Genomic DNA, 25,580 nt, shown 5'->3' on the forward strand with positions numbered 1-25,580 from the left:
CAAGCGGGAGAGGGCTATCGGCACCTCATCCTAAAGCACCGGGTTGCATCCCCAGCCCCCCGATGCTAACCGCGCGCCAACCCATAGAGGGCGCCTCAGGGCTGCCCTCTTTTCGTATGGGGCCACATACCCTTTTGAAAAGGACCATCATCGCGTGGAGCAATCCGGCGGTATTCAAGCGAGCTTAGGCGGACGGTACGCAACCGCGCTGTTCGAGCTCGCCCGCGAATCGAAGGCGATCGACACGGTCGAAGCGAGTCTGGCGACGATCCGCCAGGCGCTGGCCGAATCGGCCGACTTCAAGACGCTGACCACCAGCCCGCTGATCGGCCGACTCGACGCCGCCAAGGCGATCGCCGCCGTGGCCGGTGTGATGAAGCTCGACGCGACGACCACCAGTTTCCTGGGCGTGCTCGCGCACAACCGGCGTCTCGGCCAGTTGCCGGCGATCATCCGCGCGTTCCGCGGTCTGGCGGCGAGCTATCGCGGTGAGACCACGGCCGAGGTGACGTCCGCGCATCCGCTGTCGGACACGCAGGTAAGCGAGCTCAAGCAGCAGCTCCGCCAGCGGATCGGCCGCGAGGTCGCCGTTGAATTGAATGTCGACCAGTCGCTGCTCGGCGGCCTGGTCGTTCGTATCGGATCGCAGATGATCGATTCCTCGATCCGTACCCGTCTCAATACCCTCGCGCACGCGATGAAAGGCTGAAGGTTTAGAACATGGACATCCGCGCCGCAGAAATCTCGAAGGTCATCAAGGACCAGATCGCCAATTTCGGCACCGAGGCAGAAGTCTCGGAAACCGGCCAGGTGCTGAGCGTCGGTGACGGCATCGCCCGCATCCACGGCCTCGACAACGTCCAGGCGGGCGAGATGGTCGAGTTCGCCAATGGCGTGCAGGGCATGGCGCTCAACCTCGAGGCCGACAATGTCGGCGTCGTGATCTTCGGCTCGGACGCCGAGATCAAGGAAGGCGACGTCGTCAAGCGGACCGGCACCATCGTCGACGTCCCCGTCGGCAAGGGCCTGCTCGGCCGCGTCGTGGACGGCCTCGGCAACCCGATCGACGGCAAGGGCCCGATCGTCGCCGAAAAGCGCAGCCGCGTCGAAGTGAAGGCGCCGGGCATCATCCCGCGCCAGTCGGTCAGCGAGCCGATGCAGTCGGGCCTCAAGGCGATCGACGCGCTCGTTCCCGTCGGCCGCGGCCAGCGCGAGCTGATCATCGGCGACCGCCAGACCGGCAAGTCGGCCGTCGCGATCGACACCTTCATCAACCAGAAGACGGTCAATGCCGGCGACGACGAATCGAAGAAGCTGTATTGCGTCTATGTCGCGGTCGGCCAGAAGCGCTCGACCGTCGCACAGCTCGTCAAGACGCTGACCGAGAATGGCGCGATGGAATATTCGATCGTGGTCGCCGCCACCGCGTCGGAGCCCGCCCCGCTGCAGTTCCTCGCGCCCTATACCGGCACCGCGATGGGTGAGTATTTCCGCGACAACGGCATGCACGCGCTGATCGTGTTCGACGATCTGTCGAAGCAGGCGGTCGCCTATCGCCAGATGTCGCTGCTGCTGCGCCGCCCGCCGGGCCGCGAAGCCTATCCGGGCGACGTCTTCTATCTCCACTCGCGCCTGCTCGAGCGCGCCGCCAAGATGTCGGACGCGATGGGCGGCGGATCGCTGACCGCGCTGCCGATCATCGAGACGCAGGCGGGCGACGTGTCGGCCTACATCCCGACCAACGTGATCTCGATCACCGACGGCCAGATCTTCCTCGAAACCGACCTGTTCTTCGCGGGCATCCGCCCGGCGATCAACGTCGGCCTGTCGGTCAGCCGCGTCGGCTCGGCCGCGCAGACCAAGGCGATGAAGAAGGTGTCGGGCTCGATCAAGCTCGAGCTCGCCCAGTATCGCGAGATGGCGGCCTTCGCGCAGTTCGGCTCGGACCTCGACGCCTCGACCCAGAAGCTGCTCAACCGCGGCGCGCGCCTGACCGAGCTGCTGAAGCAGCCGCAATTCTCGCCGCTGCCGTTCGAGGAGCAGACGGTGTCGATCTTCGCGGGCACGCAGGGTTATCTCGACAGCGTTCCGGTCGAGGCGGTGGTGCGCTACGAAGCGGCGATGCTCGCCGACATGCGCGCGAACCATGCCGGCGTCCTGAAGTCGATCCGCGACAGCAAGGACCTGAAGGATGACGTCCGCGACCAGCTCAAGGCCGCGCTCGACGCCTTCGCGAAGACGTTTGCGTAAGTTCTAGCCCTCTCCCGCTTGCGGGAGAGGGTTGGGTGAGGGTCTTCTTTCTTCTTCCAAGCGGATGGACGAGAAGAAGAAGGAAGACCCTCACCAACTCCGACTAGGCAGCAAGCTGCCAAGTCTCCGTATCCTCTCCCGCAGGCGGGAGAGGCAGAGAAGGTTACGATGGCAAGTCTTAAGGCCCTCAAGATCCGCATCGGCTCGGTGAAGTCGACGCAGAAGATCACCAAGGCGATGAAGATGGTCGCCGCCGCCAAGCTGCGCCGCGCGCAGGAAGCGGCCGAGGCCGGCCGCCCCTATGCCGAGCGGCTGGAAAAGGTCGTGGCGAGCCTCGCCTCGACGGTGACCGTCGGCCCGAACTCGCCCAAATTGCTGGCCGGCACCGGCCGCGATCAGGTTCACCTGTTCGTCGTCGCGACGTCGGACAAGGGCCTGGCCGGCGCGTTCAACACCAATATCGCCCGCCTGGCGCGGCGCCGCGCCGCCGAGCTGATCGCGCAGGGCAAGACGGTCAAGTTCTACACCATCGGCAAGAAGGGCCGTGCGGTGCTCAACCGCTTGTACCCCAACGACTTCATCCACTCGATCGAACCCGGCGCGCTCGACAAATTGCGCTTCGCCGATGCGCACGGCTATGCCGACGACCTGATCGCGCGGTTCGAAGGGGGCGAGTTCGATGTCGCGCATCTGTTCTATTCGCGCTTCAAATCGGTGCTGACGCAGGAACCGACCGAGCAGCAGATCATCCCGGTGTCGATCCCGGCGATCGCCGCCGACACGACGGGCGTCAGCGCCGCGGTCGATTACGAGCCGGATGAGGAGGAAATCCTTGCCGACCTGCTGCCGCGCAACGTCGCGATCCAGCTGTTCCGCGCGATCCGCGAGAATTCGGCCTCGGAGCAGGGTAGCAAGATGACCGCGATGGACAACGCCACGCGCAACGCCGGCGACCTGATCAAGCGGCTGTCGATCCAGTACAACCGCGCCCGCCAGGCCGCGATTACGACCGAGCTGGTGGAAATCATTTCGGGCGCCGAGGCGCTCTGAGTTTCTAGGCCGTCGCCTCAGCACGCTGGGGCTCGAGCCGCATAAGATCCCGGCTTACGCTGGGATGACGATTGAGGAAGAAGGTAGACACGATGGCAACCGCTGCTCCCAAGACCAAGGCTCCGGCCAAGAAGCCGGCCGCTCCGCGCAAGGCCGCCGCGCCGGCCGATACGACGACCACGCAGGCGCCGATCGCGACGACCAACAATGTCGGCGTCATCAGCCAGGTGATCGGCGCGGTCGTCGACGTGACCTTCCCCGACCGCCTGCCGGCGATCCTCTCGGCGCTCGAGACCGACAATAACGGCAACCGCCTGGTCCTCGAAGTCGCGCAGCATCTCGGCGAGAATACCGTCCGCACGATCGCGATGGACTCGACCGAGGGCCTGACCCGCGGTCAGAACGTCACCGACACCGGCTCGCAGATCCGCGTGCCGGTCGGCCCGGCCACGCTCGGCCGCATCCTCAACGTCATCGGCGAGCCGATCGACGAGCGCGGCCCGGTCAACGCCACGCAGACCGCGCCGATCCACGCCGACGCTCCTTTGTTCGTCGATCAGTCGACCGAGAGCTCGATCCTGGTCACCGGCATCAAGGTCATCGACCTGCTCGCGCCCTATGCCAAGGGCGGCAAGATCGGCCTGTTCGGCGGCGCCGGCGTCGGCAAGACCGTGCTGATCCAGGAACTGATCAACAACATCGCCAAGGGCCATGGCGGCACCTCGGTGTTCGCCGGCGTCGGCGAGCGGACGCGTGAAGGCAACGACCTCTATCACGAATTCCTCGACGCGGGCGTCATCGCCAAGGACGCCGACGGCAATGCCGTCAGCGAGGGATCGAAGGTCGCCCTGGTCTATGGCCAGATGAACGAGCCGCCGGGCGCGCGTGCCCGCGTCGCGTTGTCGGGCCTGACCATCGCGGAATATTTCCGCGACGTCGAAGGCCAGGACGTGCTGTTCTTCGTCGACAACATCTTCCGCTTCACCCAGGCGGGCGCGGAAGTGTCGGCTTTGCTCGGCCGCATCCCGTCGGCGGTGGGCTATCAGCCGACCCTGTCGACCGACATGGGTGCGCTGCAGGAGCGCATCACCTCGACCAACAAGGGTTCGATCACCTCGGTCCAGGCCGTGTACGTCCCCGCGGACGACTTGACCGACCCGGCGCCGGCGACCTCGTTCGCCCACTTGGACGCGACGACCGTGCTCAACCGCGCGATTTCCGAACTCGGCATCTATCCGGCGGTCGATCCGCTCGATTCGACCAGCCGCGTGCTCGAACCGCGCATCGTCGGCCAGGAGCATTACGACACCGCGCGTGCCGTCCAGTCGACCCTGCAGAAGTACAAGTCGCTGCAGGACATCATCGCCATCCTCGGCATGGACGAGCTGTCGGAAGAAGATAAGCTCACGGTCAGCCGCGCGCGCAAGATCCAGCGCTTCCTCAGCCAGCCGTTCCACGTCGCCGAGGTGTTCACCAACATCCCGGGCGAGTTCGTCCAGATCGAAGACACGATCCGCTCGTTCAAGGCAGTGGTGAACGGCGAGTATGATCACCTGCCGGAAGCGGCCTTCTATATGGTCGGCGGCATCGACGGCGCGATCGCCAAGGCCGAAAAGATGGCCGCGGAGGCGTAAGCTACTGCAAACCTTCTCCGCAAGGGAGAAGGATACGAAGGCTTGGCAGCTTGCTGCCTAGCCGAAGTTGGATGAGGGGACCCGCTCTCGATGGGGCGATCCCCTCACCCAGCTCCGACTAAGGCTCTGACGAGCCTAAGTCTGCGCAACCCTCTCCCGACGGGAGAGGGGTTTTAGGAATAAGGCAATGCTGCATTTCGAACTCGTCACGCCCGAAAAGCTGCTCCGCTCAGAGGAAGTCTATCAGGTCGTCGTCCCGGGCACCGAGGGCGATTTCGGCGTGCTGGAAGGCCATGCGCCCTTCATGTCGACGATCCGCGACGGCAATCTGGCGATCTACCGCGCCGACAAGTCGGAGCCCGAACTGGTGCCGATCAAGGGGGGCTTCGCCGAGGTGTCGGCAAGCGGGCTGACGGTGCTGGCCGAACAGGCGGGATAAGGCTCGGCGCAGGGAAATAGCCGCTGCTATTTCCCGCCCGGCGACGAGCCCGGCCGGCCTCGCGGAGCGAGGACCGACGACGCGGCTTTGCCGCGGCGCTACATCCCTAAGCTGGAATTTAGCGGCGTCGGCGAGAGCTGGCGCCTTTATTTTTGCCGTCCCAAAGCTGCTTGAGATCGAAAAACCTCAACTGCCGAGCTGGCGCTTGTACCGCCACCGGAACGCCTTGCTCCCGTCCATCAGGCTGGTTTCCGCCGCCAGGTCCATTCCCTCGCGCCAATAACGGATGCGTTGCGGATAATCGTGCCGCGGGTTGGCGAAGACGATCTCGCGCGGCCCCGACGATAGTTCCGGAAAAGCGACGCGCGGGGCGCCCTTGGGCGAGCCGTAGAAGACGAGCTTGCCGTCTGCCCCACGCTCGATCTGCATCGTTTCCCAGGATCGGAGGTCGTCGCCGCGGCCATTACGCCCACTGCCCAGCATGTTGCCGGCGCGCGGAGAGGTCCAGCATTCCTCGGTCCAATTGGGTCCCTTCTGCTCGCTCCAGCATCCAGCGAGCCAGCCCGGCATCGCCGGCGCCGATCCGGCCCCCGTCGCCAGCAGCGCCAATGCGGCCATGATCATCCGACGCATCGTCGTCCCCCCTTGTCGCCAATCCCAGCATAACCCGGCATCCGCGTGGTTAGGAAATTGTCAAAGCTTAGCCCGTACGAACCGGACCTGACCATGAAGGATCGAGGGGCATGAGCGCGTTCGGGCGCCGTAGTGGAATGGGCACCGGGCCAGCCGCAAGGCCGGCGTTCGGTGTCGCACGTCCAATGCAAGGTGCGGGGGGCGCCGCGCAGGCCGCTCCGGATGCCGCCGAGCAGTTTCCGCCGCTTCCAACCGACGAATCGGAGTCGGACCAGCCCACGGGCAACGTGCCGGGCAGCAACGCCGATGCGATGGCGCGCCTTACCGAGCGCCAGAATTCGAGCGGCGACGCCGCCGGTGCGAAAGCCGAGGGCTTCGAAGCTTCCGTCCACAAAATCAAGGAACAGGTGCTGCCGCGCCTGCTCGAACGCGTCGATCCCGAAGCCGCCGCCACGCTCAACAAGGACGAGCTGGCCGAGGAATTCCGCCCGATCATCGGCGAGGTGCTCGCCGAGCTCAAGCTGACGCTCAACCGCCGCGAGCAATTCGCGCTCGAAAAGGTGCTGGTCGACGAATTGCTCGGCCTGGGCCCGTTGGAAGAGCTGATCGCCGACCCCGATATCAGCGATATCATGGTCAATGGCCCCAACCAGACGTTCATCGAACGCAAGGGCCGGCTGGAGATCGCACCGATCCAGTTCCGCGACGAGGAACATCTGTTCCAGATCGCGCAGCGCATCTGCAACTCGGTCGGCCGCCGCGTCGACCAGACCACGCCGCTGGCCGACGCCCGCCTCAAGGACGGCAGCCGCGTCAACGTGATCGTTCCGCCGCTCAGCCTGCGCGGCACCGCGATCTCGATTCGTAAATTCTCCAACAAGCCGATCACGCTCGACATGATGGCGAGCTTCGGCTCGATGTCGCAGAAAATGGCGACCGCGCTGAAGATCGCGGGCGCGTGCCGGTTCAACGTTGTCATCTCGGGCGGTACCGGCTCGGGTAAGACGACGATGCTCAATGCTTTGTCGAAGATGATCGACCCGGGCGAGCGCGTGCTGACGATCGAGGACGCGGCCGAGCTCCGGCTGCAGCAGCCGCACTGGCTGCCGCTCGAAACCCGCCCCGCCAACCTCGAAGGCCAGGGCGAGATCACCATCCGCGACCTGGTCAAGAACGCGCTGCGTATGCGCCCGGACCGCATCATCCTCGGCGAAATTCGCGGGTCGGAATGTTTTGACCTGCTCGCCGCGATGAACACCGGTCACGATGGGTCGATGTGTACGCTCCACTCCAACTCCCCGCGCGAATGCCTGGGCCGTATGGAGAACATGGTGCTGATGGGCGACATCAAGATCCCCAAGGAAGCGATCAGCCGCCAGATCGCCGATTCGGTCGACATGATCGTCCAGGTGAAGCGCCTGCGCGACGGCAGCCGCCGCGTGACCAACATCACCGAGGTGATCGGCATGGAAGGGCCGGTCATCGTGACGCAGGAACTCTTCAAGTTCGAATATCAGAGCGAATCGGCCGACGGTAAGATCATCGGCGAATATCGCGCCATGGGATTGCGCCCCTATACACTGGAAAAGGCGCGCCAGTTCGGGTTCGACCAGGCGTTCCTCGAAGCCTGCCTCTGAGTTTCGGCTCGCGGCACCGCTGAACCGCTAACAACGCGGTTAATAGGCGTTTTACCCCGTATCCGTGGGGTCGCGACAGGTATAAGCGGGGACCATGCGCCGCCGCATGCTGCCCTTGCTGATGTTCGCCGCCTTGCCCTTGGGCGGAGCGATGGCCCCAGCCATGCCCGAACCGCCGGCCGAACGCGTCGTGCTCTCGCGCGATACCGAGGCGCAATGGGTGCCGTTCGACCTCACGCCGGGCAACCAGATCCAGTTTCGGATGACGGTCGATGGCCGTCCGGTCACGGCGATCCTCGACACCGGGTTCAGCCTGTCGGTCGTTTCGCGGCGGTTCGCCAGCCGCGCCGGGCTGAAGGTATCGGGCGGCGGCGAAGGCGTCGGCATCGGCGGCACGGTCGCGATGGGCCAGATCAACGGACGCATCCTGGCGATCGGCGGCCTGACGCGCAGCGGCGGACGGCTCGGTGTGCTCGACTTGCCCGGCGGCGCCACCGGCAACGGTGCGACGATCGACGCGGTGATCGGCAGCGACCTGTTGCGCCGCTACGCGCTCGACATCGATTTCGCCGCGCAGCGTTTTCGCCTGCTGCCAAGCGGCCGCCTGCCCTTTGCCGGCCAGACCGCGCCACTTTCGATGGCGCTGCGCGATCAATTCTATGTCAGCGAAATGTCGATCGACGGCACTCGGCTGCGCCCGATGATCGTCGACACCGGCGACGGCGCGACGATCACCATGTCGGACGAGGCATGGAAATCGGTCGGCGGCGTCAAGCCGACCACGACCACCACCATTTCGTACAGCATCGCCGGACCGGTCACGTCCGAGCTGACGGTGCTGCCCGCGGTCCGCGTCGGCGAGACGATGGTGCGCGAGGCCGAAGCGCGAATCGAGCCAGGCCGCGGCTTTTCGGCACAGATGGGCGCCGCGGGGCGGATCGGGCTGGGCTATCTGCAGCGTTATCGCGTGCTGCTCGATCCCGGCGCGGGCCGGATGGTGATGGCGGCCGGTAGCGATGTCGACCGCCCCCCGCTGCGGTCGACCAGCGGATTGCTGCTCGGATTCTATAGCGATCGCCTGCGCGTGCTCCACGTCATGCGCGGCAGCCCGGCGGCCAGCGCCGGATGGCAGGCAGGCGACCAGATTTGCAGCGTGGATGGCCAGCCGATCACCGCCAATTACGCCAGCGAGCCGATCTCGACCTGGTCGGTCGCCGATCCGGGCCGAATCGTGCGGCTGGGCATGTGCGGCGGCGGCGAGCGCAAGCTGACGCTGGAGCGCTTCTATTGAGCGCAGGCGGGTTGGATCGTCTCAGGGCTTGGCAGATGGCGGCGGTGCTCGCGGTCGTCGCGCTCGCCTTGCGCGCCTGGGATTTCGGCAATCCGGTCATCCATGTCGACGAGCAATATTATCTGCTGGTCGGCGACCGCATGTTGCATGGCGCATTGCCCTATATCGATATCTGGGACCGCAAACCGGTCGGGCTGTTCCTGCTCTATGCTGCGATGCGCCTGCTGCCCGGCGACGGCGTGATCGCCTATCAATTGGTCGCGAGCCTGTTCGCCGCCGCGACCGCCTATATCGTGTGGCGCGCGGCGTTGCGGACGGGGGCGAGCCGGACGGGCGCGCTGGCGGCGGGCGCGGCGTATCTGGTCTGGTTGCCGTTGCTGGGCGGGCGGGGCGGGCAATCGCCGGTCTTCTACAATCTGTTCGTCGCCGGCGCGGCGCTGATCGCACTCCACTTGCCCGATCGCGCGCGTGCGGGCGCGACGCGCGCGATCGTCGCCTGGGGAGCGGCCGCCTGCCTGCTCGGCGGCCTCGCCATCCAGACCAAATACACGCCGGCGATCGAGGGCGCGTTCATCGGCTGCGCCCATCTCTGGTATCTGCGCCGAGCCCGCGCAGGCTGGGCAATGCTCGTAGGCGCGGCGTTGCTGTGGGTGGTGGCGGGGCTGGCGCCGACCTTGGCGATCGGCGCATATTATTGGCACCTCGGCCCGCAGGCCTTCGATGCCTTCTGGTTCGCCAACGTCACCTCGATCTTCCTGCGCGCGGGCTATCCGGCCGACCAATTGGCGATGCGGCTGCTCGGCATCGTCGCGACCTTGTCGCCATTGATCGTGTCGGCGGCGATCGCCTGGGCGTGGCGGCCCCGCGCCGAGCGCCGCGAGGAAGCGCTGATCGGGTTCGGCTGGCTGGCGGCCGCCGGCGGCGGGTTCCTGTTGATCGGCACATTCTTCGACCACTACGCCTTGCCGCTGGTCGCGCCGGTCGCGGTGGTCGCGGCGCGCGGGCTGGGCCGGTCGTCGCGATTGCTCATCGCCACGCTGGCGCTCGGGCTGTTGCTCAACGTCGTCGAGCGCGGGATCAAGAGCAACGATGGCGAAGGCGCCTATGCGGTGGCGGCGCTGGTCAAGGCGAACAGCCATGGCGGCTGCCCCTATGTCTTTATCGGCGACACCTTCACCTACGAGCTCGCCGGGACATGCCTGCCGACGCGCTACGCCTTTCCGAACCTGTTGGCCTATACCACCGAGCAAGGGGCGACCGGGATCGACGAGGCAGCGGAGGTCCGGCGCATCCTCGCGACGCGGCCGCCGGTGATCGTCACCTCGACGCGGCTCCTAAACATCTGGAACCCGGGCAGCCTAGCCGCGCTGAAGGCAGCGCTTGGCGGCTATCGCGTGATCTACAGCGTGCCGCGCGCCGACTATCGCACCCTGGTCTACCTGCGCCGCGACCTGCCCGCTCGCGATGTACCGGCTACAATTGGAACGCCACCGCCGCGGCAATGATCGCGCTGATCAGCGCGAATACCTGGATATTGCGCCAGTCGAGCAACGATACACGATCGAGATTATCGCGCTTGCGGTGACGCCAATCGATAACCCCCGCGATTAGCGCGGTCAGCGCCAGCGCAGCGGCGACTGCCTCCGCAATCTGTTTCGGCGAAAAGCCCAATGCCTAGTGGCCGAGCTTGTCGATCTTTTCCTGCAGACGGGCCAATTCGGCCTTGAGCGCGGAGACGTCGTCGTCGCCTTCCGCTGGCTTCGCCGGAGCAGCGCCCATGCCCGCCTGCGGCTTGAACGCCGAGGTCGCGGCTTCGAACATCGCCATGTTGCGCTTGGCGATCTCGGCAAAGGGCGAGTTGGCGAACGCGCCCTCGACCGCCGATTTGAACTGTTCCTGATTGCGGCGGAAGCTGTCCATCGACGCTTCGAGATAGCTCGGCACGAATGCCTGCATCGAATCGCCGTACATCGCGATCAGCTGGCGGAGGAAATTGACCGGCAGCATCGTCTGACCGCGCGCTTCCTCTTCCATGATGATCTGGGTCAGCACGTTGTGCGTGATATCCTCATCGGTTTTGGCGTCGACGACCTTGAAATCGCGCCCTTCGCGCGTCATCGCGGCGAGATGGTCGAGCGTGATGTAGGACGAGCTTTCGGTATTATAGAGTCGACGATTGGCGTATTTCTTGATGATCACCGGGCCGTCAGTGGCCGCCTGCTTCTTCATGATGGGAACGCCCCTCCAATGATTTGTCGCAGCTGTACCATCAATGCATGACGCACCGCAACATGGACCGCGTCCATTACCGTTGTTCCTCGACATGCTGCGCGAAGAGACCGCAGCATCGCCCGACCGCCGCGCCGCCGCCCTGGCCGGGTTGAAGGCCTATCAGCAAGCGCCGCGAGCGCGGAAAAAACGACCTGCACCAACGCGTTTCAAGGTCGGCCGGGCAAGATTGCGCGATTATGGCGGAAGCGGTCGCAACGTGATCTTCGTGCCGTCGTTGATCAACCCGCCCTTCATCCTCGACCTTGCGCCGCAAAATTCTTTGCTGCGCTGGTGCAGCGAACAGGGACTGCATCCCTATCTGCTGGATTGGGGCGAGCCGTCACCGGCCGATCGCGCGATGGACGTGACCGCGCATGTCGAGCGCATCCTGTTGCCACTGATCGCCAGGTTCGACGAACCGCCGCTGCTGGTCGGCTATTGCCTGGGGGGAACGTTAGCCCTGAGTGCCGCGGCGGCTGGCGGCGTCGCCGGGCTCGCGTTGATCGCCACGCCCTGGCATTTCACTGGCTTCGGCGACGGGCGCGCGGCGATCGATGGACTGTGGCAGGCGGCCAAGCCGGCCTGCGAAGCGATGGGGCTGGTCCCCATGGAAGTGCTGCAGACCGGATTCTGGCGCCTCGATCCGGCGCGAACGATCAGCAAGTACGAAGCGTTCGGGCGGATGGAGCCGGGCAGTCCTGCCTGGAACGGCTTCATCGCCCTGGAGGATTGGGCGAATGCCGGCGCGCCGTTGCCCTATGCCGCCGGTCGACAATTGTTCGAGGACTTCGTCGGCGATGATCTAACCGGCAAGGGCGGCTGGATCGTCGCGGGTCGCACGGTCGACCCGCACGCTTTGCCCTGCCCCGCGGTCGAGTTCGTCTCGCTGAGCGACCGCATCGTCCCCAAGGAAAGCGCGGCCGACCTGACCGACCGCCGCGACCTGGGTGCCGGGCATGTCGGCATGATCGTGGGCGGGAGGTCTAAAGTTCAATTGTGGGAGCCGCTAGCGGACTGGCTTAAGCACGCCTAGATAGCCTGCGAACTCACACCCTTTCTCAATCGGAGTCTCCATGACCGACATCGTCATCACCGCCGCCAAGCGCACGCCGGTCGGCAGCTTCATGGGCGCGTTCGGCGGGACGCCGGCGCACGAGCTTGGCCGCATCGCGATCGAGGCGGCACTGGCGCAGGCGGGGGTCGCTGGCGAGGAAGTGTCGGAAGTTATCCTGGGCCAGGTGCTGACCGCCGCCCAGGGCCAGAACCCGGCGCGCCAGGCATCGATGGCCGCCGGCGTGCCCAAGGAAATCCCCGCCTGGGGAGTCAATCAGGTGTGCGGATCCGGCCTGCGGACGGTGGCGCTGGCGGCGCAGGCTGTCGCGACGGGCGACGCGCGGATCGTCGTCGCGGGCGGACAGGAATCGATGTCGCTGAGCGCGCATGCCCAGACCATCCGCGCCGGGCAGAAAATGGGGACGCTCGAGCTGATCGACACGATGATCCGCGACGGCCTGACCGACGTCTTCAACGGTTATCACATGGGTATCACGGCCGAGAACTTGGCCGAGCAATATCAGATCACCCGCGAGATGCAGGACCAGTTCTCGGTCCGCTCGCAGAATCTGGCCGATGCCGCACGCTCGTCGGGCCGGTTCCGCGACGAGATCGTCCCGGTGACGATCAAGGGGCGCAAGGGCGACACGGTCGTCGCCGACGACGAATATATCCGCGCCGGCGTGACGATCGATAGCGTGTCGGGCGTGCGTCCCGCGTTCAAGAAGGACGGCACCGTGACCGCGGCCAATGCCTCGGGCCTGAACGACGGCGCGGCGGCGCTGGTGGTGATGTCGGCTGACGAGGCGGCGAAGCGCGGGGCGCCGGTGCTGGCGCGGATCGCAAGCTGGGCATCGGCCGGGGTCGACCCCTCGATCATGGGCATCGGCCCGGTGCCGGCGACGCGCCGCGCGCTGGAAAAGGCCGGCTGGTCGATCGCCGATCTCGACCTGATCGAGGCCAATGAAGCCTTCGCCGCGCAGGCGCTGTCGGTCGGCAAGGAGCTCGGCTGGGATCCCGACAAGGTCAACGTCAATGGCGGCGCGATCGCGATCGGCCACCCGATCGGTGCATCGGGCGCGCGCGTACTGACCACATTGCTGTACGAAATGGCCAAGCGCGACGCGAAAAAGGGCCTGGCGACGCTCTGCATCGGCGGCGGGATGGGGATTGCGATGTGCGTCGAGCGGTGAGCAGCACACAACAAGGTTCTTAAATTACACAATCCGATACGGAGGCGTAATCTTCGCCATGTGACGTTGCAGATTTACCACGCCGCCCTGAAAACGCTGAGGGTGGTGGGATGCTGAACCTTGCATGAATGAGGCCGGAAGGGTTCTATCGTCGAACCGAGGCATCTAGACCTCGTTGACAAGGGGCCTTCAACTATGAACCTACAGCGTTTCCTAGGCGCAACAGCGCTTGTTGGCGTTCTGGCGGCATTGCCGGCAGTCGCCCAGGCAAAGTCCGACACGCCTAATGCAACTCCAGTCCCGGCCACCGCGCCGCAGACCGATCCTCAAGCCACCGCTACTGACGACGGCAAGCCGAACAAGGATGAGATTATCATCACGGGCTCGCGCATTGCTCGCCCGACCCTGTCGTCGCCCGTTCCGATAACGACGGTCACCGCCGAGGATCTGCTTTCCAACGGCCAACTCAACGTCGGTGACGCGCTCAATAACCTCCCGGCGCTGCGCTCGACGTTCAGCCAGGCCAACTCGACCCGATTCATCGGAACCTCGGGCCTCAATCTGCTCGATCTTCGCGGCTTGGGCACCGCCCGCACCCTGGTGTTGGTTAACGGCCGCCGTCACGTCACGGCATCGCCGGGCGACTATCTGGTCGACACCAATACCATTCCGGATGACTTGCTGGAACGTGTCGACATCGTCACCGGCGGCAGCTCGGCCGTTTATGGCTCGGACGCGGTCGCCGGCGTCGTCAATTTCGTTATGAAGCGTAACTTCACCGGCATCAAAATCTCGGGCCAGGGTGGCATTTCGTCGCGAGGCGACCGTGGCAGCTACTTCGGGTCGATCGCTGCCGGTACGAACTTTGCCGGTGGCCGGGGCAACATCGCTGTCGCTGCCGAATATTCGAAGAACAACGCACTCTACCTGACCGATCGCGACTATCTGACTGGGGCGTTCAGCGGCCGCAACCAGTTCAACACCGATTCGGACACGACGCTCGATGGTACCAGCGGCTCGAACGGCATCATCGACCAGCATTTCTACAGGGGCGTTCGCAACGGCACGATCTCGGACGGCGGCGAGTTGACCGCGATCTGCCCCAGCACGGCGGCCGGTGGCCCAGCAGCCGGTAGCATTCTGGCCGGTAGGTGCCGCGCCAGCCGGGTAACCGGAGCGTCGGCGAACAACGCCGAGCGCTACATGTTCATGCCGGACGGTTCGCTGGCGCTCAGTCAGCCGGCGATCGATTTCCGCGACATCACCAACGGCATCAGCTCGAACACCGTGGGCGGCCTTGGCTCGACGCTGAACAACACTGGCCAGCTCGATCCGGCGCTCGAGCGCATCTCGGTTAGCCTGTTGGCGCATTTCGACGTTTCGCCGGCATTCAAGCCGTTCGTCGAAGCAAAGTTTGTCCGCATCAACGCCAATCAGGAAGGCCAGCCGAGCTTCTTCCAGGGCTCGCTGGCTGGGTTCTTCGCGACCACCGACGACCAGTTCGCGGCGATCAAGGAACTGCGGTGCAACAATCCGTTCCTGAGCAATCAGGCGCTGCAAACGCTGCAGTCGATCGGCCGTTGCGCCAACCCGGCGACCGGCCTGCTGACGCTTAGCCGCTTCAACGTCGACTTCGGCGGCCGCGGCGAACTGCATCGTCGCGATACCTTCCGTATCGTCGGCGGCGTCGAAGGCACGTTCAATGAGGACTGGCGCTACGAAGTGGCGGTCAATTATGGGCAGCTCGACACACACATGACGTCGTTGAACAACCTCAAGTTGTTCGATCTCAACGGCAACCTTGACGGCTTCCTGCTTGCGGAAGACGCCGTGGTGGCGCCGGCCGGCTTTACCGGCAGCAACTTCGCCACCGGCGCAAACGGACAGAAGGTCATCTGCGGGATCAACGCAGGTGCGGGCGGCAACGTTCGTCCGGACTGCGTGCCGATCAACCTGTTCGGCAGCGGAGCACCGTCGGCCGCCGCATTGAAGTTCATCAACACGACCGCAACCCGCGTCGAGCGCGCTACCGAGCTGGACATCACGGCGAACCTCACCGGCGATCTTTCGCAACTCTTCTCGTTGCCGGGTGGTCCAGTCGCGTTCAACATCGGCACCGAATACCGTCGGGAAACCGCACGCTCGGTATATGACGCTCTTACACAGTCAGGCGGCACCTTCCTCAACGCGATCCAGCCGTTCCTGCCACCGGCCTTAGAGGTCAAAGAAGCGTTTGCGGAAATCAACATCCCGATTCTCAAGGACCTGCCGTTTGCGCAGGAGTTGACGATCGCCGGCGCCGGTCGCGTATCGGACTACAACACGGCAACCGGCACGGTATGGACCTATAACGTATCGGGAATCTGGGCACCGGTCAGGGATATCCGGTTCCGTGCAGGTTATTCGAAGTCGGTGCGTGCGCCGACCCAGAGCGATCTGTTTTCGCCGTTGTCACAGAACTTCGCCTCGGTTGGCGATCCCTGCGACATCGCCAACATCAACAATGGTACGGGCGGCAGTACGAACCGCAAGGCCAATTGTGCAGCTGCTGGTGTCCCGGTCGGGTTCGTCAACACCCCGGCGCGTACTCAGACGCTCAGCTTTCTTGACGGCGGCAACTCGCAGCTGACGGCCGAGACGTCGAACAGCTGGACCTACGGTGCGGTCATCACACCGCGCTTCGCGCCTGGTCTCGTGCTGACGTTCGATTACTACAATATCAACGTGAAGAGTCTAATCCAGTCGCTGGGTCTGCAGACAATTCTCAATCAGTGCTACGATGCGCCGTCGCTGAGCAACCAATATTGCGCGCTGCTCAATCCGCGTGACTCAACCACCCACGAATTCGCGACGCCTTATGTCGGTTCGTCGGGCCCGGTTAACTTCGCTCGGCAGCAGACTCGCGGTCTGGACGCTGACTTGTCCTATACCCGCACCGTCCTGGGCGGTCGTTTGTCACTTCGCGGTATCGGGACCTATGTGTTCGAGAAAACCAACTATCTCGATCCGGTCAATCCGAACACTCCGGATCGTCAGTTGAGCGAACTCGGCGATCCGCAGTTCGAGGCGCAGGCGTCTGTCGCATACGAGACACAGGGTGGGTTTAGCCTGCGGTATCAGGCGCGTTATATCGGCAAGATGACGATCGGCACTTATGAGGCGCAGCACTCGTTCAACGGCAAGCCGCCGACGAACGCCGATCTCACTGCCGAGGTCTGGTACCCGGCCACATGGTATCACAACGTCCGGCTGGGCGCGACAATCAGCAAGAAGTATGAGTTCTATGCTGGCGTCGATAATTTGTTCGATACCAAGCCGCCGTTCTTGCTGACCGGTACTGGTGCGGGCAGCTCGATCTACGACAACGTCGGCCGCTTCTTCTACGCCGGCTTCAAGCTCAAGTTCCGCTAAGCGGGCAAAGACAAATAAAAAGGGGCCGTCTCGCAAGAGGCGGCCCTTCTTTTTGGGGATTGCGGACCCGTCGCAGGCAGCGTCAGTTGCCCGACCGGTCAACCGACCCGATCGAACCGTGATCCCATCCCGGTCAGCAACTCATATTGCGACATGCCCGATTGCGCCGCGGCGCGCGGCAGGGCGAAATCGATCGTCAGCCAGTCGCCCTCGGCCACATCATACCCGGTCACGTCGATCGCGATCAGGTCCATCGATACGCGGCCGAGTAGTGGCAACACAGCGTCTCCGAGTAGCGCGGCGCCCCGTCCCGAAAAGCCCCGGAAATAGCCGTCGGCATAGCCGTAGTTCAGGATCGCCACTTCGGTATCGGCCGGCGCGATCCAGGTCGCGTTGTACCCGACCGCTTCTCCCGCTCGCACCGTACGGCACTGGAGCACTTGCGCTTCGGGAAACGCGACCTGGGCGATGACGCCGGCAAGCTCGGGCCGCGGAACGCCGCCATAAAGCGCGAGGCCGGGGCGCGTGAGGCTGAAGGCGTAGTCGGACCCGAGCGCGATCCCGGCCGAATTGGCGAGACTGAGCCGCTGTGCCGCGACCTTTTCGGTCATCGCGACGAACCGACCGCGTTGCTCGCTATTCTGCGCACTGTCCTCATCGGCCGAGGCGAGATGGCTCATCAACGTGTCGATCGCGAGCCCGTCGAGGGCGCCGGCGGCGAGATCGTCCTCGCCCAGCCCGAGCCGGTTCATGCCGGTATCGAGCATGACATGGCACGCGCGCCCGACGGCACCACGCCAGCGCGCCGCCTGCCTGGCCGTATTGAGCACCGGCGTCGCGATGCCCGACAGCGCCAATTCCATGTCCTCGTCCCGCACGCCATGGAACACCGACAGGTTGGGCAATTGGAGCGGCGCGAGCGCTGCGGCTTCGGCCCAGGTGGCGACGAAGAAGTCGCGGCATCCGGCGGCGGCCAGCGTCTCCGCGACCCACGCGGCACCAAGCCCATAGCCGTCGGCCTTGATCGCCGCGCCACACGCCGCGGTCCCGCTCAGTCGCGCCAGCGCGCGCCAATTGGCCACAAGCGCGTCGGCATCGCGACGCAGGCGGAGAGGAAGCTCAAACATCCGCGCTGCCTAGCGGGAGGCAGCGCGCCGTGCCACCCCCGGATGGGTCAATCCGGAAGCTTGTCGCCTTTCCACTTCAGGCCCCAGAGCGACACCAGCAGCGCCATCAACACCACTGCCCAAGTATACCACAGCCCGGCATAGGGATCGCCGGTCTTGGCGACGATATATTGGCTGATGAACGGCAGGAATCCGCCGAAATAACCGGTGCCGATATGATAGGGGATCGACATCGAACTGTAGCGGATGCGCGCCGGAAACATCTCGGCGAGCAGCGCGGCGACCGGCCCATAGGTCGCGCCCGCCAAGGCGCCCATCACCAGCATCGCGAAGATGATGACCGCGATCCCGATCGCCGTCGGACGCACCTTGTCGAGCTTGTATCCATTGGCGGCGAGCGCCGCGTCGAGCCCGGCCGGGCTGATATCGGGCACCGCGTCTCCCCCGATGATCACCGCGATCGCGGGCGTGGTGTCCTTGGTATAGGCGATGCCCTTTTTGGAGAAATAGTCGAGCAGCTGGCCGCATTGGTCGACCTGCTTCGCGGCGAACGGATCATAGGTGCAATGCGGGCCCGAGACGACCACCGGCGCGCGCTTGGCGGCATGCGCAAGCGCAGGATTCGCAGCGCTGCCCATCACCCAGAAGATCGGGAACAGCAGGACCAGGGTCACCGCATAACCGATCACGATCGGTCCCTTGCGACCGACGCGATCGGACAGCCGCCCGAAATAGATGAACCAGAACAATCCTGCGCCGCCGGCGACGCCGACGATCAATTGCGCGGTGGTCTCCTCGACGCGCATCGTCGTCGTCAGGAAGGACAGGGTCGAGAACAATGCGGTGTACCAGATCACCGTCAGGCCGGCGGCGACCCCGAACAAGGCGACGAACAGCCGCTTGAGATTGCCGGGATAGGTGAAGCTGGAAACGATCGGGTTCTTGACCGTCTCACCGGCGTCCTTGATCGCCTTGAACACCGGGCTTTCGCTCAGTTTGAGCCGCATCCACAGGGACACCGCGAGCAACACCAGCGAGAACAGGAACGGAAAGCGCCATGCCCAGGCGGCCCAAGCCGCGTCGGTCACGGCGAGCTTGGTCAACAGCACGACCGCAAGACTGAGAATGAAGCCGCCCGCGACACAGGCTTGGATGAAACTGGTGTAAAAGCCCGACTTACCGGGTGGCGAATGTTCGGCGACATAGATGGCCGCGCCGCCATATTCGCCGCCCAGCGCCAGCCCCTGCGCCACACGCAACAGGATGATGATAGCCGGTGCCCACAATCCGATCTGCGCGGCCGGCGGCACCAGCCCGACGCCGGCGGTCGCGATGCCCATCAGCGTGATGGTGACCAGAAACGTATATTTGCGCCCGAGCTTGTCGCCGAGATAGCCGAACAGTACCGCGCCCAGCGGACGAAAGCCGAAGCCGACCGCGAACCCTGCCCAGGCGAGCAGCGTCTGGACGATCTCGTTCCCCGCCGGGAAGAACGCCGCGCCGATAATCTTGGCGAGCGTGCCGTAAATGAAGAAATCGTACCACTCGAACGCGGTGCCGAGCGACGAGGCCGCGATGACCAGCCGGATGTCGGACGGGCTGGGATCGGGCCGCAACTCTTCCGCCATTACCGTCGCCATCGATCATTCCCCTTGTTTGCCGCCGGTGTAACGAGTCGCGTGGCGGCGGCAAGCGGCATGCTTGACGTTAATGACGCGCAGGCGTAACGGGCCCGGCCTCGGGTGGCGAGTCTGCCCGATACGTGAGGACAATGAATGTTTGGACGCAAGATCATAACGGGGCTCCGCTCCGTCCGCGTCCCGCGCCAGCCCTAGCGCACTTCCCTGCGCGCCGGCCCGCGGGCATCGGGCGCGCCGATCTCCACAACCACTGAACGAGCTGTCGCAGGCGTGCGCCTTTGCGCGCGTGCGGCACGAAGGAGATGTCATGGGCGAGTTGCGCCTGGTGGCGACGCTGTTGCGCCACCTGATCGATACTTACAGAGGGTCCGTCACGGTCGGCCGCGCGCTGACCGAATGGGCCGAGACCAATGCGACCTGGCTGACCGGCGCGCCCGTGGAAGGCGTGCCGACCGATATCCGCTGGCTGGACGCTGCGGTGGCGCAAGCGATGGCGGCGCCCGATGAGACCGACCCGCTGGTCGATCTTGCCATGGCGCTTGGCGACTTGCTCGAGCTTGACGCGTTCGACCGGAAACTACTGACGCTGGCGCTGGTGTTCGAACGCCGGCCCCGCGCGCATGCGCTGGCGCGGGCAATGGCGCGGGCGCAGGTCGACATGGCGACGACGCTGGGCGTGATAGCCGGCGCGACCAACGCATCCGCCGCGCGCACCAGTCCGGTGATGCGGCTGGGGCTGTTCGAGTTCAGCCGCGAACATCTGGAAGCGTCGCGGATCGAGACCAGCTGGCGGTTCGACCGGCTGCTCGATCGCGGCATCGTCGACGGCGAAGAGATCATCGCCGCGATGGTAGGCGCTCGCCAGCACGGGACACTGCCGCTCGATGCCTTTCCCCAGGCGCGCGAGTTCAGCGACTTGCTCGTCGGCCTGCTGCGCGGTGCTGCGGCGACGCGGGCGCCTGGCGTCAACATCCTGATCCACGGGCCGCCGGGAACGGGCAAGACCGAGTTCGCGCGCAGCCTGGCGACGGCGGCGGGCGCGGCCCTGTTCGCGGTCGGCGAACACGATTTCGATGGCGAGGAGCCGAGCCGGTTTGACCGCATCGGGTCGCTCAACCTGGGCCAGCGGGCATTTGCCGCGCGTGGCAACACCGTGCTGTTGTTCGACGAGTTCGAAGATCTGATCGGCGATGCTTCGCCCGGCCCCGGCGACTTCATGCGCGGGCGGCAGGGGTCCAAGGTGTTCGTCAACCGGATGCTCGAGACCAACCAGCTGCCGGTGATCTGGACCAGCAACGCGATCGGCAATGTCGATCCCGCGATCCTGCGGCGGATGAGCTTCGTGCTGCACATGAAGCAGCCGTCGGCACGCGCGGCGCGGCAAGTGCTCGCGCGGATCGCGGCGGATGAGGGCGTCGAGGTGCCGCCGGCATTCGACGCCCTGGTCACGCGCGCGCCGGAGGCCGCGAGCATCGCGCGCGTCGCGATCCGATCGGCCAAGCTTGGCGGGGGCGACGCGGTGACTGCTGCCGAGTCCCTGGTCACCGCGCTGACCGGACCGTTGCGCCCGATCGAAGGCGCCGCGCGGTTCGACCCAGTGCTGGTCGAGTCGGACATCGACGTCGCCGCATTGCTCGATCGCGTCACGCGCGCCGAGGCGCCGCGCGACTTCTCGCTGTTGCTGACCGGACCGCCCGGCACCGGCAAGACCGCGCTGGCGCATCATCTGGCCGAGCGGCTCGACCGGCCGCTGATCGTCAAACGCGCGTCGGACCTGTTGTCCAAATGGGTCGGCGGGACCGAGGCAAACATTGCCGACGCCTTCGCCGAAGCACGCGAGGACGAGGCGGTGTTGCTGTTCGACGAGATCGACTCGATCCTCGCCGATCGCGGCAATGCCCAAGCGAGTTGGGAAGTCAGCCAGGTCAACGAATTGCTGACCTGGTTCGAGCGGCATCCCTTGCCGTTCGTCGCGGCGACCAACCATGCCGCAAAGCTCGATCCGGCGGCGATGCGGCGATTCGTGTTCAAGCTGGAACTACGCGCGCTATCGCCGGCGCGCGCGGCGCAGGCGTTCGAGCGGACGTTCGGCGTGGCAGCACCGCGCTCGCTGGCGCAATTGCATGGCGTGACGCCGGGCGACCTCGCGGTGGTGGCGCGCGGCCTACGCTTCGCCGAAGCCCGACCCGAGCCGGAAGCGCTGGTCGCGCTGGTAGCGCGCGAAGTGGCGTCGCGGCCGGAAGGTGGTGTGCGGATCGGTTTTTGACGAGCCGATCCCTCGCACGCTCATACGCTTCCCCGGCGAAGGCCGGGGAGGCGTTGTAAATGACGGTGGCGGAGCGGCACTCACTGTCGCTCCGCCGACCTTCGCTACTTCCGTGTCGCGACGTTGTTCGAGCGATCCTTGTCCGGAATTTTGTGATCCGGGTCGAGTTCCGCCTTGACCACATCGCCTCGCGGCACCGCCACATCGGTCGCGGCCTGACGTATCCACGTCTCGGCCGGCAGCGCGACGTCTAACGTCCGGCCATCGCGATAGGTCACCCGCAGCGTCGCCGGCATGATCAGCTTGTCGCGCGACACGACGCGAACCAGCGGCGTGCCGTCCTTGGTCGTCGAGATACCGTCGACCGCCAGATCCATCTGCCAGTTGTTCGCGTACCAGCCGCGCCACCACCAGGACAGGTCCTCGCCGCTCTCGCTCTCCATCGTGCGGAAGAAGTCGGCGGGCTTGGGATGCTTGAACGCCCAGGCGGCGATGAAGCGACGGAAGGCGGCATCGAACCGTTGTGGGCCGAGGATCTGCTCACGCAGCAGCACCAGCCCGAGTGCAGATTTGAAGTAAGTCACCGGGTGGCGATATTTGCCGGGGATGGTGTCGGCGCGCGACAGGATCGGCGGGGCGTCGGGATCGGCCAGGATCGGCAATATCTCGTCGACCGGATTGCCGCCGCCGGGCGCGTATTCGCTATCGCGCTTGGGCGCGTACTCGCCGTGGTTGAACTCGTCCGATTCATAGGTGTCGATGAAGGTGTTGAAGCCTTCGTCCATCCACGCGTTGCGGCGCTCGTCGAAGCCGACGATCATCGGGAACCAGCTATGCCCGATTTCGTGCGCGCTGATCCAGAACAGCTCCTTGCCCTTGTCCTCGACGCCGTCGAACACGATGCCGGGATATTCCATCCCCGATGCCGGACCGGCGATGTTGATCGCGGCGGGCCAGGGATAGGGGTACCATTTGGCCGAATAGCGCTCGACCGCGTCCTTCATATATTCGGTCGAGCGGCCCCATTTGTCTGGGCCGGCGGACTCGGCCGGATAAAAGGACATGGCGAGCGATGACTTGCCTCCGGGCAGGTTGATCCGCGCCGCGTCCCAGGCGAAGGCCGAGGACGCGCTGAACGCGACGTCGCGGCTATTGTCCATGTGGAAATGCCAGGTCAGCGGGCCGGTCCTGGGCCGCGTCGTCGGGTCGCCGACGAGTTCGGGCTCGCGGATCATCACCGTGCGGTCGCTGCGCCGCGCCGCCGCCAGCCGCGCCTGCTGCTGCGGAGTCAGCACGTCCTGCGGATTCACCAGCTCGCCCGACCCGGCCACGATCATGTCCGAGGGCACGGTGATGAAGTAATCGAAATTGCCGTATTCGAGGTAGAATTCCTGCGCGAGATAGGGCGCGGGATCCCAGCCGCGGATATCGTCGAACACCGCCATGCGCGGATACCATTGCGCGACCGAATAGATCGGCGCGCCATTCTTCGCGGTCAGCCAGCCGGTACGCCCGCCGAAATCGTCGCTGGGCACTTCGTAATGATAGCGGATGTGGATAACCGCCTTGCCGCCCGATGCGAGCGAGGTCGGCAATTTAAGTTGCGCACGCGTGTCGCTGATCACCGGCGTCACCGGCACCGCGGCCTTGCCCAGCGTCACCGACACCTGGTCGAGCGTCATCCCCGCGGTATTGCCGCGCGGCACGCCACCCTGCGCCAGGCTGCCGCGCGATCCCGGGCGGTAGATGTTCTGGTCGAGCTGGAGCCACAGCACATCGAGCGCGCTCGGGCTGGCATTGGTATAGGTGATCGCCACCTCACCCCTGATCGTATGCGCGGCGGGGTCGAGCGTCGCGTGGATCTGATAATCGGCGCGGTTCTGCCAGTAATGGGGCCCGGGAAGACCATCGCCGCCGCGATAGCCATCGACCGCCTGACCCATGTCGTAGGGTGCGAAGGTTTCGCGCGGCTGATAGCTGGATCCGCTGGCGGCGGTGGTCACGGCGGTGATCAGGGCGAGGCCGATAAGGCGGGCGAGCCGGGTGGGCATGGAGGGGGGGCTCCTGGACCTGGGAGGGTTCGCCCTTCCGCCACAATGACCGGCGGTTGTCCAGCGCCATAGAACCGACCTGCCCTCACCCTTCCGCGCCTTTGGCGCTCCCTCCCTCTTCCGTCGGGAGAGGGAAGGGGCCCGCCCGGCGCAGCCGGGTGGGAAGGGTGAGGGCAGGTTTAAGCTTCCGCCGCCGACAAAATCTCGATCACCTCGACCGCATCTGGACGGCCAGGAAGCGACACCACCTCCCCCTCCATCGCGCCGGTCAGCGCCCGTGCGAGCGGCGCCGAAAAGGCGATCAGCCCCGCCGCCGGATCGGCTTCATCATCACCGACGATTCGGATAACGCGCTCGCTGCCATCCACCGCGATCCGCACGCGCGAGCCGAACGCGATCTCGTCCGCCGGCGGCACCGGCGCGACGATCGCCGTCACTCGGCGTGTGTGCCAGTAGCGCAGGTCGCGCGCGATCTCCTCGCGGCGCGCCTCATCGGCATCGACCTGCTCGGCCTCGAGCGCGGCGATACGGGCGTCGATCAGCGCAGGCCCGCCTTCAGTGACCAGATTCGGCCCCGCCGGAATCGGCAGTTCGAAGCGCGGTTCCTTATGCTCCTCATCGCTTTCGCGGCGGAACGCGACGCTCATTGCCGGTCCTTGCCCAGCAACCGGATGATCGCCGAGAAATCGAGCCCGCCATTCCCGGCATCGTTGAACGCCTGATAGAGTTCGGCCGCCTTCGCTCCCATCGGCGTGTCGGCATCGACCGAGGCCGCGGCTTCCATCGCCAGCCGCAGATCCTTGAGCATCAGCGCGGTCGCAAAGCCGCCTTGATAGTCGCGGTCGGCGGGCGTCTCCGGCCCGACGCCAGGCCAGGGCGCGTAGCTGGTCAGCGACCAGCTCTGGCCCGAACTGACGCTGGCGATGTCGAAGAATTTCTGCGGATCGAGGCCGAGCTTGTCGGCGAGCACGAAGGCTTCGCACGTCGCGATCATCTCGGCGCCGAGTACCATATTGTTGCAGATCTTGGCCGCTTGGCCCGCGCCCGACGCGCCGGCGTGGATCACCGCCTTGCCCATGTCGGCGAGGAAAGGCTGCGCACGGTCGAATGCCTCGGCAGAACCGCCGACCATGAAGGTCAGGGTGCCGGCATTGGCCGCGGCGATTCCGCCCGACACCGGCGCGTCGACCGCTGCATAGCCCTTGGCCTGCGCGGCCTCACCGACGCGCTTGGCGGTGGCAACGTCGATCGTCGAGCAATCGATCAGGATCGCCGAGACCGGCGCGGTGCCCAGGATCGCCTCATCATAGACGCTTTCGACATGCTTGCCCGCCGGCAGCATCGTAACCACCGCCTCGGCCCCGTCGACCGCGTCGGCTGCGCTCGCCGCAGGCAGGCAACCCGCCGCCTTCGCCTTGTCGAGCGCCTCGGCCGACAGATCGAAGGCGCGCACGTCGTGCCCCTTCTTCGCCAGGTTAGCGGCCATCCCGCCGCCCATATTGCCCAGCCCGATGAATGCGACGCGTGCCATTATTCTGTCCTTTCCCACCCTCGCCCCTGGAAGGGGAGAGGGATACCGAAGCTTGGCGGCTCCGCCGCCTAGCGAAGGTTGGGAGAGAGGTCGAGCGAGCCGC

Annotated in this window: 20 protein-coding genes; 12 read left to right on the forward strand and 8 right to left on the reverse strand. The window is 65.5% G+C overall.

All coding sequences use genetic code 11. The features are described 5' to 3' along the window. Nucleotides 1–154 precede the first annotated feature (154 nt). From SMA01S_RS21460 to SMA01S_RS21480, 5 genes are all read left to right on the forward strand, one after another. On the forward strand, nt 155–709 hold the full coding sequence (locus tag SMA01S_RS21460; protein WP_066827163.1) for a F0F1 ATP synthase subunit delta: 555 nt from the start codon (nt 155–157) through the stop codon (nt 707–709). A gap of 11 nt (nt 710–720) precedes the next feature. Next, nucleotides 721–2,250, forward strand: coding sequence for a F0F1 ATP synthase subunit alpha (atpA, locus tag SMA01S_RS21465; protein WP_066827165.1), 1,530 nt, complete (start codon nt 721–723; stop codon nt 2,248–2,250). A gap of 168 nt (nt 2,251–2,418) precedes the next feature. Next, entirely contained in the window at nt 2,419–3,300 is an 882-nt protein-coding gene (locus tag SMA01S_RS21470; RefSeq protein ID WP_066827167.1) for a F0F1 ATP synthase subunit gamma, read from the forward strand. A 191-nt stretch (nt 3,301–3,491) separates the two neighbouring features. Next, nucleotides 3,492–4,934, forward strand: coding sequence for a F0F1 ATP synthase subunit beta (gene atpD, locus SMA01S_RS21475; protein ID WP_066827198.1), 1,443 nt, complete (start codon nt 3,492–3,494; stop codon nt 4,932–4,934). A 187-nt stretch (nt 4,935–5,121) separates the two neighbouring features. After that, entirely contained in the window at nt 5,122–5,373 is a 252-nt protein-coding gene (locus SMA01S_RS21480; protein ID WP_066827168.1) for an ATP synthase F1 subunit epsilon, read from the forward strand. Nucleotides 5,374–5,559: 186 nt separating this feature from the next. Here SMA01S_RS21480 and SMA01S_RS21485 read toward each other — a convergent pair whose 3' ends face one another. Continuing rightward, on the reverse strand, nt 5,560–6,006 hold the full coding sequence (locus SMA01S_RS21485; RefSeq protein ID WP_066827170.1) for a DUF6265 family protein: 447 nt from the start codon (nt 6,004–6,006) through the stop codon (nt 5,560–5,562). Between the two features lie 110 nt (nt 6,007–6,116). Here SMA01S_RS21485 and SMA01S_RS21490 point away from each other — a divergent pair, with 110 nt between their 5' ends. The 3 genes from SMA01S_RS21490 to SMA01S_RS21500 all read left to right on the forward strand — a co-directional run bounded on the left by SMA01S_RS21490 (nt 6,117) and on the right by SMA01S_RS21500 (nt 10,439). After that, nucleotides 6,117–7,643, forward strand: a complete 1,527-nt coding sequence (locus SMA01S_RS21490) for a TadA family conjugal transfer-associated ATPase (RefSeq protein WP_066827173.1) — start codon at nt 6,117–6,119, stop codon at nt 7,641–7,643. Between the two features lie 94 nt (nt 7,644–7,737). Continuing rightward, the gene (locus tag SMA01S_RS21495; protein ID WP_245649378.1) at nt 7,738–8,934 is read left to right on the forward strand and encodes an aspartyl protease family protein; all 1,197 of its coding nucleotides are present in this window, start codon (nt 7,738–7,740) and stop codon (nt 8,932–8,934) included. Between the two features lie 35 nt (nt 8,935–8,969). Next, entirely contained in the window at nt 8,970–10,439 is a 1,470-nt protein-coding gene (locus tag SMA01S_RS21500) for an ArnT family glycosyltransferase (RefSeq protein WP_066827175.1), read from the forward strand. Here SMA01S_RS21500 and SMA01S_RS21505 read toward each other — a convergent pair. Together SMA01S_RS21505 and phaR are read right to left on the reverse strand one after the other, a co-directional pair. Next, complete coding sequence (locus SMA01S_RS21505; protein WP_066827179.1) at nt 10,408–10,605, reverse strand: hypothetical protein; 198 nt, start codon at nt 10,603–10,605, stop codon at nt 10,408–10,410. The genes SMA01S_RS21500 and SMA01S_RS21505 overlap by 32 nt on opposite strands. A 3-nt stretch (nt 10,606–10,608) precedes the next feature. Continuing rightward, nucleotides 10,609–11,163 carry a polyhydroxyalkanoate synthesis repressor PhaR gene (phaR, locus tag SMA01S_RS21510; protein ID WP_066827181.1) on the reverse strand — a complete coding sequence of 185 codons (555 nt, stop codon included), beginning with the start codon at nt 11,161–11,163 and terminating at the stop codon, nt 10,609–10,611. Nucleotides 11,164–11,206: 43 nt separating this feature from the next. Here phaR and SMA01S_RS21515 point away from each other — a divergent pair, with 43 nt between their 5' ends. The 3 genes from SMA01S_RS21515 (at nt 11,207) to SMA01S_RS21525 (ending at nt 16,862) form a co-directional block, all read left to right on the forward strand. Continuing rightward, nucleotides 11,207–12,238, forward strand: a complete 1,032-nt coding sequence (locus SMA01S_RS21515) for an alpha/beta hydrolase (protein ID WP_066827183.1) — start codon at nt 11,207–11,209, stop codon at nt 12,236–12,238. 40 nt (nt 12,239–12,278) lie between these two features. Next, complete coding sequence (locus SMA01S_RS21520) at nt 12,279–13,451, forward strand: acetyl-CoA C-acetyltransferase (protein WP_066827185.1); 1,173 nt, start codon at nt 12,279–12,281, stop codon at nt 13,449–13,451. A gap of 195 nt (nt 13,452–13,646) precedes the next feature. Beyond that, complete coding sequence (locus tag SMA01S_RS21525; protein WP_084250497.1) at nt 13,647–16,862, forward strand: TonB-dependent receptor domain-containing protein; 3,216 nt, start codon at nt 13,647–13,649, stop codon at nt 16,860–16,862. A gap of 98 nt (nt 16,863–16,960) precedes the next feature. Here the strand turns inward: SMA01S_RS21525 and SMA01S_RS21530 are convergent, their stop codons facing one another. Both SMA01S_RS21530 and SMA01S_RS21535 read right to left on the reverse strand, forming a co-directional pair. Further along, nucleotides 16,961–17,989, reverse strand: coding sequence for an alanine racemase (locus SMA01S_RS21530; RefSeq protein ID WP_066827189.1), 1,029 nt, complete (start codon nt 17,987–17,989; stop codon nt 16,961–16,963). A 47-nt stretch (nt 17,990–18,036) separates the two neighbouring features. Next, nucleotides 18,037–19,629 (reverse strand): MFS transporter, encoded by a 1,593-nt coding sequence (locus SMA01S_RS21535; RefSeq protein WP_066827191.1) that lies wholly within the window; start codon nt 19,627–19,629, stop codon nt 18,037–18,039. A gap of 307 nt (nt 19,630–19,936) precedes the next feature. On the opposite strand from SMA01S_RS21535, the gene SMA01S_RS21540 reads away from it, so the two are divergent. After that, entirely contained in the window at nt 19,937–21,895 is a 1,959-nt protein-coding gene (locus SMA01S_RS21540; protein ID WP_066827193.1) for an AAA family ATPase, read from the forward strand. A gap of 104 nt (nt 21,896–21,999) precedes the next feature. On the opposite strand, the gene SMA01S_RS21545 is transcribed toward SMA01S_RS21540, so the two are convergent. The 3 genes from SMA01S_RS21545 to mmsB form a co-directional block, all read right to left on the reverse strand. Then, on the reverse strand, nt 22,000–23,946 hold the full coding sequence (locus tag SMA01S_RS21545; protein WP_066827195.1) for a M1 family metallopeptidase: 1,947 nt from the start codon (nt 23,944–23,946) through the stop codon (nt 22,000–22,002). Between the two features lie 179 nt (nt 23,947–24,125). Then, nucleotides 24,126–24,593 (reverse strand): GreA/GreB family elongation factor, encoded by a 468-nt coding sequence (locus tag SMA01S_RS21550; RefSeq protein WP_066827196.1) that lies wholly within the window; start codon nt 24,591–24,593, stop codon nt 24,126–24,128. After that, the gene (gene mmsB, locus SMA01S_RS21555) at nt 24,590–25,477 is read right to left on the reverse strand and encodes a 3-hydroxyisobutyrate dehydrogenase (RefSeq protein WP_066827197.1); all 888 of its coding nucleotides are present in this window, start codon (nt 25,475–25,477) and stop codon (nt 24,590–24,592) included. Before mmsB ends, SMA01S_RS21550 begins: the two co-directional genes overlap by 4 nt. Nucleotides 25,478–25,580: the final 103 nt, after the last annotated feature.

The sequence above is a fragment of the Sphingomonas mali NBRC 15500 genome (assembly GCF_001598415.1).
GTDB lineage: Bacteria > Pseudomonadota > Alphaproteobacteria > Sphingomonadales > Sphingomonadaceae > Sphingomonas > Sphingomonas mali.